At 62.5% G+C, this 14,035-nt stretch carries 15 protein-coding genes; 7 read left to right on the forward strand and 8 right to left on the reverse strand.

Annotated elements, in window-relative coordinates:
- Positions 1–35 precede the first annotated feature (35 nt).
- Together D9M09_RS06840 and D9M09_RS06845 are read right to left on the reverse strand one after the other, a co-directional pair.
- On the reverse strand, positions 36–1,583 hold the full coding sequence (locus tag D9M09_RS06840; protein WP_070312973.1) for a TerC family protein: 1,548 nt from the start codon (positions 1,581–1,583) through the stop codon (positions 36–38).
- An 18-nt stretch (positions 1,584–1,601) separates the two neighbouring features.
- Positions 1,602–1,940, reverse strand: coding sequence for a hypothetical protein (locus D9M09_RS06845; protein ID WP_162995602.1), 339 nt, complete (start codon positions 1,938–1,940; stop codon positions 1,602–1,604).
- Between the two features lie 285 nt (positions 1,941–2,225).
- Between D9M09_RS06845 and D9M09_RS06850 the strand changes: the two genes are divergently transcribed.
- Complete coding sequence (locus D9M09_RS06850) at positions 2,226–5,072, forward strand: M16 family metallopeptidase (protein WP_121668905.1); 2,847 nt, start codon at positions 2,226–2,228, stop codon at positions 5,070–5,072.
- A 217-nt stretch (positions 5,073–5,289) separates the two neighbouring features.
- Here the strand turns inward: D9M09_RS06850 and D9M09_RS06855 are convergent, their stop codons facing one another.
- The 4 genes from D9M09_RS06855 to D9M09_RS06870 form a co-directional block, all read right to left on the reverse strand.
- Entirely contained in the window at positions 5,290–5,928 is a 639-nt protein-coding gene (locus D9M09_RS06855; protein ID WP_430886693.1) for an OmpA family protein, read from the reverse strand.
- Between the two features lie 213 nt (positions 5,929–6,141).
- The gene (locus D9M09_RS06860; RefSeq protein WP_121670992.1) at positions 6,142–6,288 is read right to left on the reverse strand and encodes a lmo0937 family membrane protein; all 147 of its coding nucleotides are present in this window, start codon (positions 6,286–6,288) and stop codon (positions 6,142–6,144) included.
- Positions 6,289–6,454: 166 nt separating this feature from the next.
- Positions 6,455–6,700 (reverse strand): hypothetical protein, encoded by a 246-nt coding sequence (locus D9M09_RS06865; protein ID WP_070224908.1) that lies wholly within the window; start codon positions 6,698–6,700, stop codon positions 6,455–6,457.
- A gap of 165 nt (positions 6,701–6,865) precedes the next feature.
- Positions 6,866–7,519 carry a glycine zipper 2TM domain-containing protein gene (locus tag D9M09_RS06870; RefSeq protein WP_070224909.1) on the reverse strand — a complete coding sequence of 218 codons (654 nt, stop codon included), beginning with the start codon at positions 7,517–7,519 and terminating at the stop codon, positions 6,866–6,868.
- Positions 7,520–7,702: 183 nt separating this feature from the next.
- On the opposite strand from D9M09_RS06870, the gene D9M09_RS06875 reads away from it, so the two are divergent.
- Positions 7,703–8,479 (forward strand): Crp/Fnr family transcriptional regulator, encoded by a 777-nt coding sequence (locus D9M09_RS06875; RefSeq protein WP_121668907.1) that lies wholly within the window; start codon positions 7,703–7,705, stop codon positions 8,477–8,479.
- Positions 8,480–8,598: 119 nt separating this feature from the next.
- On the opposite strand, the gene D9M09_RS06880 is transcribed toward D9M09_RS06875, so the two are convergent.
- Together D9M09_RS06880 and D9M09_RS06885 are read right to left on the reverse strand one after the other, a co-directional pair.
- Positions 8,599–8,817 carry a glycine zipper 2TM domain-containing protein gene (locus D9M09_RS06880; RefSeq protein WP_034758955.1) on the reverse strand — a complete coding sequence of 73 codons (219 nt, stop codon included), beginning with the start codon at positions 8,815–8,817 and terminating at the stop codon, positions 8,599–8,601.
- A 169-nt stretch (positions 8,818–8,986) separates the two neighbouring features.
- Positions 8,987–11,023: an AsmA family protein gene (locus D9M09_RS06885; protein ID WP_121668908.1), complete on the reverse strand. Its 2,037-nt coding sequence runs from the start codon at positions 11,021–11,023 to the stop codon at positions 8,987–8,989.
- Between the two features lie 261 nt (positions 11,024–11,284).
- Here D9M09_RS06885 and D9M09_RS06890 point away from each other — a divergent pair, with 261 nt between their 5' ends.
- From D9M09_RS06890 to D9M09_RS06910, 5 genes are all read left to right on the forward strand, one after another.
- A complete protein-coding gene (locus D9M09_RS06890; RefSeq protein ID WP_070224911.1) occupies positions 11,285–11,689 on the forward strand; it encodes a DUF4398 domain-containing protein in 405 nt (134 codons plus the stop codon).
- A gap of 25 nt (positions 11,690–11,714) precedes the next feature.
- Positions 11,715–12,614, forward strand: a complete 900-nt coding sequence (locus D9M09_RS06895) for an OmpA family protein (protein ID WP_121668909.1) — start codon at positions 11,715–11,717, stop codon at positions 12,612–12,614.
- Positions 12,615–12,721: 107 nt separating this feature from the next.
- Complete coding sequence (locus D9M09_RS06900; RefSeq protein WP_070224913.1) at positions 12,722–13,258, forward strand: ferritin-like domain-containing protein; 537 nt, start codon at positions 12,722–12,724, stop codon at positions 13,256–13,258.
- 58 nt (positions 13,259–13,316) lie between these two features.
- Entirely contained in the window at positions 13,317–13,619 is a 303-nt protein-coding gene (locus tag D9M09_RS06905) for a DUF883 family protein (RefSeq protein ID WP_070224914.1), read from the forward strand.
- An 18-nt stretch (positions 13,620–13,637) separates the two neighbouring features.
- Complete coding sequence (locus D9M09_RS06910; RefSeq protein ID WP_058049427.1) at positions 13,638–14,024, forward strand: phage holin family protein; 387 nt, start codon at positions 13,638–13,640, stop codon at positions 14,022–14,024.
- Positions 14,025–14,035: the final 11 nt, after the last annotated feature.

The raw sequence follows: 14,035 nt of genomic DNA on the forward strand, positions 1-14,035 counted from the left end.
TACGGCATGGCAAGCGGGGCACGCTTGCCATTGTGTTACAAACTGTGATCGGGCTCGATCCGGCGCACGTCCACGCTGGCGATGCGGCGCTCGTCGGCCTCGAGGATTTCATAGCGCAGATCGTCGAGTTCCAGCACTTCGCCCACGGCCGGCATGTTTTCGAAATGCGCCAGCAGGAAGCCGGCCAGCGAGTTGTACTCGCCGTCTTCGCTGACCAGGGTTTCCGTCTCGAATACTTGCTCCAGGTAATGCAGGTCCGTCGCGCCGTCGATGCGCCAGTGGCCGGGACCGAGCACTTCCACGTCCGGCTGCTCGTCCTCGTCGGGGAATTCGCCGGCGATGGCTTCCAGGATATCGATCGGCGTGAGCACGCCTTGCACGGTGCCGAACTCGTCTACCACCAGCACCAGCTGGCCGCGCGAGCGCTTCAAGGTCTCCATGGCTTTCAGCACGCCGGCCGCTTCCGGCACGACGACGGCTTCGCGCATGCTGGCCGGGTCGATCTTGCCGCGCGAGACGAGGTCCTCGATCAGATCCTTGCTGCGCGCGATGCCGACCACATTGTCGAGGTCATCATTGCAGACAGGAATCATGCTGTGCGGCGTGTCGCGCAGCAATTGCAGCATCTTCTCGCTGCTGTCGTTCAGGTTGACCCAGGAGACGTCGCCGCGCGGCGTCATCACGGAACGGATCGAGCGTTCGGCCAGGGTCAGCACGCCGCTGACCATGTTGCGCTCTTCCACGCCGAAGGCGGAGACGTCGGGCAATTCCTTGACTTCGTGCTCTTCCACGGCTTCGCGGCCTTTGCGCCCGCCCAGCAGGCTCAGCACGGCTTGTGCCGTGCGGTCGCGCAGCGGGGCATTCGACTGCAGCTTGAGGAAGTTGCGGCGCGCCAGCTGGTTGAAGAACTCGATGACGATCGAGAAACCGATGGCGGCGTACAGATAGCCTTTCGGAATGTGGAAGCCCAGGCCTTCGGCCACCAGGGACAGGCCGATCATCAGCAAAAAGCTCAGGCACAGCACGACGACGGTGGGATGGGCGTTGACGAAGCGCGTTAGCACCTTCGAGGCCAGCATCATGACGACGATGGAAATGACGACGGCCGCCATCATCACGTACAGGTTTTCCACCATGCCGACGGCCGTGATGACGGCGTCGAGCGAAAAGACGGCGTCGAGCACGACGATCTGCGCCACCACGAGGCCGAAGCCGGCGTAGACTTTCGGTCCCGTCTGCGCATGCGTGACGCCTTCGAGGCGCTCGTGCAGCTCGCTGGTGGCCTTGAACAGCAGGAACAGGCCGCCGATGAGCAGGATCAGGTCGCGCCCCGAAAACGAGAAGGCCCATATGGAAAACAAGGGCGTCGTCAGGGTGACGAGCCAGGAAATCAGCGAGAGCAGGCCCAGCCGCATGACGAGGGCCAGGGTCAGGCCCAGCACCCTGGCCTTGTCGCGCTGGTGCGGCGGCAGTTTTTCGGCCAGGATGGCGATGAAAATCAGGTTGTCGATACCCAGTACGATTTCCAGTACGACCAGCGTCAGCAGGCCGACCCAGATTGTCGGGTCAAATAACCATTCCATGTGTGTAACCTTGTAAAGTCAGTAAGTATCAAGCTTGCCTGGCGGCCAGTGCCCCAGGGAATCGTGTTGCGAGTACGTGATGTAGCGGCGGACGCGCGGCGGCCGGGTAGCCTGCCGCGCGTCCGCTTCGGCAAGTGCCCCCGGTCCCGCTTGCCAAATGATGGCGCAAAACGGCGCCGCCTGGCGCGAGGTCGGGTAGAGCGTGATGGGGTCGTTGTCGCATTCGTCGGCGTCGCAGCTGTCGCCGGGCAAGCCCGCATGGGCGCCGGGGTCAAGGCAATCGGCGACGAAGGCAGGCGTGGCAGTAGTGCCGGCCGCGACTGCATGCTGGAATGGGGAAGGGCTGGCGTCAGCCATGCTGGCGAACGCCTGGGGTAAGGCAATGAAGACAAAAAGGCAGAGCAGGACGAGAGCTCGTCTCATATACAGGCAGATAGTTCCGGAACCGTGGAGTATAACACGCGCACATAACAGCCCGATGACAGGCACTTGCGTAACTGACAAGCATGACGTAAATTGCGAGAGCAATGATTTCCCTGGGCAGCGAAGACGCAGCGCGGGTCCATGGCAATTCTTGCATTCGTATTCCATTGCGCCCGCTTTTGCGCTTGTCTAATAACGTAGTGCTACCAGGACTCCGATTTGAAACCAATTACCGCCCTCCTGCTTGCCGCCGGCATCCTCTCGCCGTCGTTCATCCTGGCCGCCACCCCGGTCGAAGCCGCGCCGATTCAGAAAACCGGCAAGGCCGCATCGAACCGTGCCGCCGCCGTCAAAGTCACGTCCGTCGAAGGCATCACCGAATACCGCCTGGCCAATGGCTTGCGCGTGCTGCTGTTTCCCGATGCCAGCAAGCCGACCCTGACCACCAACATCGTCTACCTGGTCGGCTCGCGCCATGAAAACTATGGCGAAACGGGCATGGCCCACTTGCTCGAGCACTTGCTGTTCAAGCCCAGCGCCAACTTCGGCGTCAGGAAGGGCACGAAAACTCCCGTCGAGATCCTGAACTCGACAGGAGCCGATTTCAACGGCACCACCTGGTACGACCGCACCAATTACTACGCCACCTTCCCCGCCAACGACGACAACCTGCGCCAGATGCTGGCCATGGAAGCGGACCGCATGGTCAACGCGGCCATCGACCAGAACGATCTGTGGAATCCGAAGACGCAGAAGGGCGAAATGACGGTCGTGCGCAACGAGTTCGAAATGGGCGAGAGCGACCCGATCGGCGTGACCAGCGAACGCATCCAGGCTGTCGCCTACGACTGGCACAACTACGGCAAGTCGACCATCGGCGCCCGTTCCGACATCGAACAGGTCAACATTCCCCGCCTGCGCGCGTTTTACCATAAATATTATCAGCCGGATAACGCCGTGCTGATGGTGGCCGGCCGCTTCGATGAAGCGAAGGTGTTGAAGCAGATCAATGAACTGTTCGGCAAGATCCCGAAACCGACGCGCGTGATCGAACCGACCTACACGGCCGAGCCGGTGCAGGATGGCGAGCGCGCCGTGACGGTGCGCCGCAGCGGCGGCACGCAGTTCGTCGGCGCCGGCTATCACGTGGCGCCGTCCGGCAACCCGGACGCTGTCGCCATCGAGGTGCTCGGTCACGTGCTGACGGACGCGCCCGCCGGTCGCCTGCACAAGGCGCTGGTGGAAACCAAGCTGGCCAGCAAGATCGAATACAACTCGGTGAGCAACCTGGAGCCGGGCTACAACCTGTTCGGCGCCCTGGTGCCCGTCGATGGCAACCTCGACGCGGCGCAAGCGGCCATGCTGAAAGTGCTGGAAGAACTGAAATCGCAGCCGGTCACGGATGCGGAAGTGGCGCGCGTGAAACAGCAGCTGAACAAGCAGGTCGAACTGATCACGTCGAATACGGCGCGCATGACGATCGCCCTGACGGAGTCGCTGGCGGCCGGCGACTGGCGTCTGTTCTTCCTGCAGCGCGACCAGCTCGACAAGCTGACGACGGCGCAGGTGCAGGCGGCGGCCGAGAAATACCTGAAGAGCTCGAACCGCACCCTGGGCCGCTTCATCCCCACCGATGCGCCGGACCGCACCGTCGTGCCGGCCTATGCCGACGTGGCGCCGCAACTGGCCGGCTACACGGGCCGCGCCGTCGTGGCGCAGGGCGAAGCGTTCGACCCCAGTCCCGACAATATCGAAGCGCGCACCACGCGCTTCACCTTGCCGAACGGCTTGAAGGGCGCCTTGCTGCCGAAGAAAACCAAGGGCAATACCGTCAGCGTCGTGTTGAAACTGCAGCTAGGCAGCGAAGAGAGCCTGCGCGGCAAGGGGCAAGTGGGCAGCTACACGGCCAGTCTGTTGTCGCGCGGCACGGATAAACTGTCGCGCCAGGAAGTAAAGGACAAGTTCGACCAGCTGGGCATGCAAGTAGCCATCTCCGGCGGCGCCGAAGGCGTGACCGCCATGCTGACGGGCAAGCGCGAGAACTTGCCGGCCGCCATGGACCTGCTGGCGCAAGTGCTGCAAAAGCCGGCCTTGAACGAAACGGAATTTCTGGAATTGCAGCGCGAGCGCGTCGGCCGCGCCGAGCAGGAATTGCCTGAGCCGCAGCCGCTGGCCGTGAACGCCTTCCGCCGCCTGCTCGACGCCACGCCGGAAGGCCATGTGCGCCACGTGGCCACCTTGCCGCTTGAGCTGGCGCAATGGAAAGCCATCAAGGTTGCCGATGTGAAAGCCTTCCATGGCGCCTATTATGGCGCGTCGAACGCCACGTTTGCCGCCGTGGGCGACTTCGACCCGGCCGCGCTGAAGGCGCAAGTGGCCAGCCTGTACGGCAGCTGGAAGACGCAGCAGCCGTATGTGCGCATTCCCGATGCCGTTAAGCCTGTGAGCGGCGAGAAAGTCACGCTGGAAACGCCGGACAAGGCCAACAGCGTGCTGTTCGCCATCCAGCCAATTCCGCTCAAGGATGACGCCGCCAGCTATCCGGCGTTGCTGATCGCCAATCACATGCTCGGTGGCGGCGCCTTGCGCAGCCGCCTGGCCGACCGCATCCGCCAGAAGGAAGGCCTGTCGTACGGCGTCGGTTCGCAAGTGAGCGTGCCGTCGCGCGAACCGGCCGGCTACTGGATGGCGTATGCCATCAGCGCGCCGCAAAACACGGTCAAGGTGGAAGCGGCCCTGCGCGAGGAAATCGCCAAGGCGCTGGCCGACGGGTTCTCGGAAGCGGAACTGGCCGAGGCGAAAAAGGGCTGGCTGCAATCGGAAGAAGTGAGCCGCACGCAGGACAGCGCTCTGGCCAGCGGCCTCGCCAGCTACCTGGCGCAAGACCGTACCATGGCTTACGACAAGGACCTGGAAGCGAAAGTGGCCGCCTTGACGCTGGCGCAAGTGAACCAGGGCCTGCGCGAGTACCTGAAGCCATCGGCCGTCTCGATCGTGACGGCGGGCGACTTTGCCAAGGTGGCGAAAGAGGGCGACAGCGGCGCCAAGGCAACGACGTCGAAATAAGCTACTTCAAAATAAGCTGCTTTAAATGGAAAAAAACCCGTTGGCAAGTGACCTTGCCGGCGGGTTTTTTTACGATCTTGATTTTGATGTCAACGTCCCGACACCGAACAAAACCGTAGCGAGCGGAAGGGAGAGGTGGCCGAGAAGCGCAACCGTACTCTGGTACGGTGAGCATCGCAGGCCGCCTATACCGACGCGCAGTAGGTTTGGTTCGGTGTTACCCCCGTGGGGCTAGCTCTGCTACGTAAATTTCGACGCGGCGATTGCGTGCGCGTCCCGAGGCATCCGCATTCGAGGCGATCGGCTCGCGGGCGCCGCGGCCTTCCGTGACGACGCGCGTCGGCGAGACGCCGCGCATGGCCAGGTAGTCGCGCGTGTGGGCCGCGCGTTCCACCGACAGCGGTTCGTTGATGGAATCGCTGCCCGTGCTGTCCGTATGGCCGATGATGCTGACCGTGGTGTTCGGGTTTTCGTTCAGGGTGGCGGCAAAGCGGTCGAGGATGGGGCGGAAGTTGCCCTTGATGTCGGCGCGGTTGGTGTCGAAGGAAATGTCGCTGGGGATTTCCATTTTCAGGCGGTTATCGGCCGTTTGCGACACTTGCACGCCGGTGCCCTGTGTCGCTTGCTCCATCGCGCGCTTCTGGTTTTCCATGCGGTTCGACCAGATATTGCCGACCACGGCGCCAGCTGCGGCACCGATCAGCGCGCCGCCGGCCGTGCGGCCGCTGCTGCCGCCACCGGTGGTGCCGCCGATCAAGGCGCCCAGGCCCGCGCCGATGCCGGCGCCCGTGGCCGTGCCACGTTGCGTCGAGGACATATCCGCGCAGCCGGTGGCGGCCAGTGCGATCACCAGCATACCGATCAGGGATGTGGCGCCAGGGCCTTTTTTGAATGCTTCTTTCATGGATTTTCTCCTTGTTTTGTTATTGGGACATACCCAGGAATTACCTGCACACGTTACTGCAAAATGCCGCAGTGTGCCAGTGCGCGCACGCTGTACGCAAAAGGCGGAAAAAGGGCGGCGCCCGTTTGCACGCGCGCCGCCCCTGTCTGGCCAATGGAGTGGCCTCTATAAACCGCGCCCGCTGATCAGACGCAACAGGATCATGATGACTGCCACCACCAGGAGGATGTGGATGAAGCCGCCAATGGTATAGGAAGTTACCAGGCCCAGCAGCCAAAGAATAATGAGTACGACGGCGATTGTATACAGCATGATGTGTCCTCCGAGAGTAATGTGTGGATGACGGCGGCTGCCTTGGCCTTGCGCCGTCATCAGTTTTTGTCATTGCGCAGCGACCGGGTCGCTGAACGCTTATGCCATGACTAAGTGTCTACTTTGTTTTCATTGTGTTCTGTACGCTGTCGTACACAAGGCTCAACTAGCGGGAGCGGTCGGCGTGTTCATCGGCCATGCCCGGTATCCAGGCCAGCATGCCGGCCATCCCGACGGCGCCGGCCAGGCAGCTGACCATGCCGCCGGTCAACAGCAGCATGACGCCAAACACGGGCGCGCTTGTTTGCACGGGCGCCAGATCCAGCGCGCAAAAGCCCAGCGCCGTGGCCAATATGCCGCCACCGATAAAGCCGAGCCAGATCCGGTGACTGTTTGTCTTGTCGTTTTCCATCGCACCTCCTTGAAGATATTCGTTGAACTTTCTTGAACGCATCATCTCGCGGGACGGCGTACTCATCTGTACGCCAACGAACATTGTCAAAAAGAAAACGCCCGGACAGGCCGGGCGTGTGTTGAATTTGCAACTTATCGCGGCAGCGGCGCCGCCGCGCTTCGCTTAGCCCATGGCGCGCAAGCCGCCGTTGACGACGCGCACGCGGTCGCCCTGGCGCCAGTTCGGCGCGGCGCTCTGGTGCACGGTGCGCGTCTTGCCGTTATCGAGGCGCACGACGATGTTGTAGCTGCGCGTGGCGCGCACGCTGCCTTCGATCTGATTGCCGGCCACGGCGCCGCCTACGGCGCCCAGCACGGTGGCCAGCTGCTTGCCGTGGCCGCCGCCTACCTGGTTGCCCAGCAAGCCGCCGACGACGGCGCCGCCGGCCGCGCCCACGCCGCTGCCTTCGGCGCGCGTATTGACTTCATGGATGGCTTCGATCACGCCGCAGTTGCTGCACACTTGCGGCGTCGGGGCAGCCGCGTATTGCTGTTGCGGTTGCTGCTGGGGCTGGCGCACTGGCTGTTGCTGCTGTTGCTGCTGAGGCGGCAGGGCGGCCAGCGGCTGTGCGCCGGCAGGCTGCAGGTTCGCTGGCGGCTGGTTCGCCTGCAGGTTGGCCATCTGTTCGGCCGAAGTGCCGGCTGCCAGTGGCCGGCTGTCGCTCTGGGACGAAGGCAGCCAGCCCATCAGGGCCGCCGTGCCCACGCCGCAGAACAGCAGGACGGCGACGGCGGCGGCAAGTACCAGCGGATGGAGGGATTTGGTGGTGGTGGTCATGGAAAGCTCCTGTTTTTTTAGATAATGAAATGGGTAGTGCGTGTTATCCGTGCGATTCGCGTGTATTGCCAGTGTGCTGTGCCGCTTGCTTCGCTTCCGTGCGTCACCGTACATACATGGGCGGTACTGCACCGTAGGCTAAGTAAAAATTATGTCGAGTTGTAACGACACCAAGGAAAAGCAATGCCACTAACGAACGCCAGCATGACCCTGTCCCGCGATACAGGCCGATCCGGCCTGGGGTCGTCCGTGGGCGCGCCTGACGCCGGCAACCGCTTGCTGGCCAGCCTGCCCGAGCACGATTTGCGGCACTTGACGGCGCTGTTCGATACGGTCACGGTCGAGGTAGGCGAGGTGCTGTACGAACCGGGCCAGCCTATCGGCCACATTTATTTCCCCCGCGACTGCCTGATCTCCCTGTTGGCTGTGGCGGAAGGCCGCATGACCCTGGAAGTGGGCTCGGTCGGCCGCGAAGGCGTGCTGGGCGCGTCCGTCGCGCTCGGTCATGAGCTGGCGCAAGTGCGTGCCGTGGTGCAACGTTCCGGCATGGCCAGCCGCATCGCGCGGGGCGATTTCTGCGCCGAGTTCGCCCAGCTCGAGTCCCTGCAGCGCTTGCTGTACCGCTACACGGATACCCTGCTGGCGCAAGCCATCCAGATTGCCGTGTGCAGCCGCTTCCACGTGCTCGAGGCGCGCCTGGCCCGTTCGCTGCTGATCACGCGCGACCGCCTGCAATCCGAAAAATTTCACCTCACGCATGAATTCCTCGCCCATACCCTGGGTGTGCGGCGGGTCGGCGTGACCAAGGCAGCGAGCGCGCTGCAACAGCAAAAACTCATCACTTACAGCCGCGGCAATATCGAAATCCTTGATTCCGCCGGCCTGGAAGCTGTCTCCTGCCGCTGTTACGAGCTGGTCAAGGACAGCGGCACCATCGGCATGGCCAACGTCTTCGTCTGACTTTCCTCGCTTGCCTTGCATCAGGCTTGCCTTTATCCCGCCTGCTTTTATCCTTGTGCCGCAGACGCAAAAAAGCGGGGCGGGCGCCTGCGCACCCACCCCGCTTTCTTGAGCAATAATTACTTCGGCTTGACCTGGTTACCGATCACGCCACCGACAGCGGCGCCGCCGACTGCGCCGACAGCGCTGCCGCCGGTCAGTACGGAACCGGCAACGGCGCCGACGCCAGCGCCGATGGCGGTGTTTTTATCCTGGCCGGACATGTTGGCGCAAGCCGTCAGGCTCAGCAGCAGGGCGGCAACGGAAGTGGTAGCGGCGATTTTTTTAATGATTTGCATGATAGTTCTCCTATGAATTCAGACCTCGTGGCGCCGGCATGGTATGGGCCGGATGACTTCGTGACGCCGTGTGTTTCAGGCACGATCACAGCATAGGATTGCGGCAAGGCAGGGTCTGTTCGGCAACGCACATAGGGGTGTAACAATTGTAAAGGCGTCCACGCCGCGCTCAGCGCACCTTGCGCACGGCTTTCCCCGGCTTGGGCGCCACCGGTTTCACGCGCGCCTGGGCCAGCAGGGCCGCGCACTCGCTATCTTCGACGGGGCCGGTATTGACCAGCGGCAGCAGCGCTGCCACTGGCGCCACCACGGCCAGCGCCAGTGCGCCGCCGGCGCGCAAGGCCAGCACGCCCTTGTCGACGCTCACGTCGGGCTTGCTGAAAGTGCCATGCACGTACAGGGGCGAGCGCAGCGAAAAGACGCGCAAGCCCTTGCTGTCCGGCCGCAGGGTCAGGTCCAGCCGTTCATCGGCCAGGTTCACCGTGCCATCGATATGCAGGACGGCATCATCCGTGTCGACGATAAACTGGCGCGTCTGCATCAATCCTTTGGTGACGGCGAAATCGGCGGCCATGCAGTTCAGCTTGACCTGCTTGTCGCCAGACAGTTTGGCCAGCACGACACTGCCGATATTCAAGCCCATTTCTTCCAGCAGCAGCTTGCTGATGCTGCCCCGGTTGATCAGCGCGCGCACTTCGCCGTTCGAGCTGCCCAGCAGGGTGGCGACGGAATTGCCCGTGGCCGACAGCGAAGCGTCGCCATTGATTTCGCCCACGCTCGCTTGCAGGGCGGGCAGGCGGGGAAACAGTTGCTGGATGTGCAGATGGCGGGCGCTGGCCTTGAGTTCGGCCGCGATGCCGTTGGCGATGACCTTGCCGCTGCCGTCGAGCTTGATTTGCGACGTCAGGGTGCCGCCCGCCACGTTGAAGTTGAGCGGCGTCAATGACAGCACGCCATCCGTCAGCACCACATGCGTGTCGAGCTTGCTGATTGGCAGCTCGGCATCGCGCGTGATCTTGTCGGCAGTATAGCGCACGTCGGCGTCCAGGCTGGTCCAGCGCACCGTCTTGAACGTTTCCACCGGCAGCACGCGGCCGGCCGGCTGCGTCGATGCCACGCCCCGTTCCTTCTTGCTGGCGCTGGAATCGGCGCCCACCAGCGGGCCCAGGTCGGAAAATTGCAGCAGGCGCGAGTGGACTTCTCCCGTCAGGCGCTTGCGCGGCGTGCTGGCGGAAAAGGCCAGCTTGCCACTGATGTCGCTGGAACCCACCTTGCCGGTGAACTTGTCGTACACCCATTCACCGCCGCGCGGCGCCAGGGTGCCCGTCAAATGGCCTTCCGTGCTGAAGTGCGGCGTTTCCGGCAGCAGCACGCCCGTCAATGGATACAGGCTCGCCATGCTGGGCCCCGATAGCTTCAGGCGCACGTCGAGCGCGGCCAGCTTGGCCGGACGCGTCAGGGTGCCTTCGATGGCCATGCTGCTGCCGCCCGCGCGCATGTCGGCCTGGATGGGGAAGGGCGTGCCTTGCTGCTGCAGCGACAGCACGCCGCCGGCCTTGCCGCCGCCCTTGACGCTTTCGCCATGGTATTTGCCCGACAGCGTCCAGGCGATGCCGTAGCGCGCATCGTTTGCGATGGTGTCGACATCGGCGCGCATCGCCGTTTTCGTGACAGCATCGTCCAGATACACGGTGCCCTTGCTGAAGACCACGCCTTGCAATTCCAGCTGCCACGGCGATGGCTGCTCCTGTTTGTCGAAGGTCCAGTTGTTCTTGCCGTCCTTGTTGCGCAGCAAGCGCACCTGCGGCGTGTCGAAGCGCAATTGCGGAATGAGGATTTTCTTGTCCAGCAGGGCCAGGGGATTAAGCGAGAACGCCAGCTGGCTGACGGTAGCCAGCTGCGCCCCGTCGTCCGTCCCGGACATGGTGCTTGGGTTGCCCAGGCGCACATCCTTTGCCTGCAGGTGCGGCCATGGCAAATAGTCGCGCCAGCCTTGTTTGCCTCCCGTCGTGGGCTGCTGCCACGTCAGCGTCAGGTCGCCTTCGATGGCAAACGGTCTCCCCAGCGCTTCGCTGGCGCGCGCATTGAGCCAGGGCTTGGCGCGGTTCCAGTCCATATTCATCAGGACGATGGAGGCGGTGACGGGCAGGGCGATGAGCACGGCGGCGCTGGCGAGGGAGATTTTCTGACGGCGGGACAGTTGCATGGTAGACGATTCTTTCTGGACAAGTATTCACGATGCTACAGGAATCGCTCCTCAGCCGGGCCCGTTTCTCGCTTTTACGGTCCGGCACGTGCGCTGGCGCACGTTGCCGATGCAAGTATTGTCGATTTCTTACTCTATGTGCGGCACCGAACGGATATGCGGGGAGCCGGAGCCTATAACGTCTACATCAAACGCCGTTCCTGATTCCAGATGCACCGACGTATGAACCCTAACGCTTACACATTCTCCAGGAGAAAAAAAATGACAAACCGAGATTTCAAAATTTCCCCACTGGCCGCCCTGGCCGCCTGCGCCACGGCCGTTGTCCTGATGACGGGCTGCTCCAGCCTGAAAACGCCAGCCACGGCCGATGTCGCCGTGTCGCGCGCCGCCGTCGATAACGCCGCCAGCGCCGGCGCCGCCGACCTGGCACCCGATGAAATGCGCTCGGCCCGCGAAAAAATGCGCATGGCTAACCAGGCCCTGAAAGACCGTGACTACAAAACGGCGCGCGACCTGGCTGACCAGGCGCAAGCCGATGCCAAGCTGGCGCAAAGCAAGGCCAACTCGGCCAAGGCCACCAGCGCCGCCGATGAAATCAACGAGAACATCCGCGTCATGCGCGAAGAACTCGACCGTGCCAATCAGCAAGCCCCGAAACAATAACCAAGAATAAGAACAGGATTCCATCATGAAAAAAGCTACTTACACCACCATTCCCGGCCTGCTGGCCATGGCCGTCCTCGTTGCCGCCTGCAGCTCCGCACCGACCACCACCAGCCTGCTCGACCAGACCCGCGGCGACTACATGGCGGCGCAATCGAACCCGATGGTATCGACCTATGCGCCACGCGAATTCCGCGAAGCGAGCGCTGCGCTGGAAGCGGCAAACGCCGCCGCCACGCGCCAGGAAGATAGCGAAAAAGTCGACAAGCTGGCCTACCTGGCCAAGCAAAAGATAGCCACGGCGCAAGAAGTCGCCAAGCAGAAAGCGGCCGAAGCCGATATCGCCAACGCGGGCAAGCAGCGCGACCAGTTGCGCCTCGATGCGCGCACGCAGCAGGCTGACCAGGCCACGGCCCGCGCCCAGACGGCGCAAGCGGATGCGGAAGCGGCCAAGGCCCAGGCTCAGGCTGCCGAAGCATCGGCCCGCGATGCGCAAGCGCGCGCCGCCGGACTCGAAGCACAGCTGGCCGACCTGGCCGCCAAGAAAACCGAACGCGGCATGGTCATTACCCTGGGCGACGTGCTGTTTGGCACGGACAAGGCGAACCTGACGGCCGATGGCGTGAATACGGCGCGCAAGCTGGCCGAGGTGCTGAAAAACAACCCGCAACGCACCGTGCTGATCGAAGGCTTTACCGATAGCACGGGCGGCTCCGCGCACAACCTGGAATTGTCGCAACGCCGCGCCGAATCCGTGCGCAATGCGCTGCTGGAGCAAGGCATCAGCCGTGACCGCATCGCCACGAAAGGCTATGGCGCCGCCTATCCGGCCGCCGGCAACGATACGGCGGCAAACCGCCAGCTGAATCGCCGTGTGGAAATCGTCTTGTCGGAAGATAACACGGCCATTCCCGCCCGCCGTTAAAACACCAGGCCAAACTACGGTTTTTGCCTGGCGTTTGATTTATTAGTAGGCAGCACCGGCCGCTACTTGGCCGGTGGATACCCATGTAATACTTGAAAGGAAGCATCATGACCCAAACATCTGTTGAGATTCCAGCTGGCATCGATACGGCCGCCATCCGCGCCGCCGCCAAAAACCTCGATGACGGCGCCGTGACGGCCGGCTACCAGGGCGACCGCCAGGAGTTGATCACCCTGTTGAATGGGGCGCTGGCCACCGAACTGGTGTGTATTGCGCGCTATAAACGCCATTACTACACTGTGAGCGGGCGCGACAATGGCACCATCAAGGCCGAGTTCCTTGAGCATGCGCAGCAGGAGCAGGAACACGCCGACTGGCTGGCCGAACGCATCGTGCAACTCAATGGCAAGCCAGATTTTAATCCTGCAACATTGCTTGCGCGCAGCCATGCCGAGTATGATGACTCCGAAGACGTGCAAAGCATGGTGCGTGCCAATCTGATCGCGGAACGGGTAGCGATCGAGTCGTATCGCCAGATGATCGTCAAAATTGGCGACAAGGACCCGACCACACGCCATTTGTTGATCAAAATCATGGCTGTCGAAGAAGAGCACGCCGATGACATGCGCGATCTAATGGAATAGTGTTTTTGAGTAAAGTAGGTATAGTAACTACATTCATCCACAGCTAAGGAGCTAAACCATGTTGGAAAACAATATCACCACCGTCAATAACGATGTCAAAACCCTGGTCAAGGATGCGCAAGCCCTGTTCAGCGCCGCTGCCGCCCTGACCGGTGAAAAAGCCGATGAAGTGCGCATCAAGGGCATGAAAACCCTGGACGCTGCCCTGGCCAAGGCGCACGAAGCGCAAGCGTCGGCCATCGTTGCTACCAAACAGCTCGCCTCCCAGGCGGACGGTTATGTCAAGGAAAACCCATGGCGCACGGTAGCCGTCGCCGCTGGCGTCGGCGTACTGGTCGGCTTCATCCTGGGCCGCAAGTAATCCATTGTCAGGAGCGATATGGACAAGTCTGCTTCGTCTCACCAGGGGCCGGGATTGATCGGCTCGGTCGCCGGCCTGGCCAAAAACGCCGTCGGCCTGATGTTGTCGCGGCTGGAACTGGCCACCATCGAACTGTCGGAAGTGCGCAATCACATGCTGCAGCTCGTGGTCATTTTCGCCCTGGCGACAGTGGCGGGCTTGTTTGCCATCGCTTACGGCAGCGTACTGATCGTTTTCCTGGCCTGGGATAGCCTGGGCTGGAAGATCCTGGCGATCATGACGGTCGTATTCGTAATGCTGGCCATCGCGCTGGTCATGTATGCGCGCGCCATGCTGCGTCAAGGAAAGCTGTCCATGCCTGCCACCATGGCGGAATTGAAGGCCGACCGCGACATGCTGATGTAAGCGGGCTCACG

This window comes from Janthinobacterium agaricidamnosum (assembly GCF_003667705.1).
GTDB lineage: Bacteria > Pseudomonadota > Gammaproteobacteria > Burkholderiales > Burkholderiaceae_D > Janthinobacterium.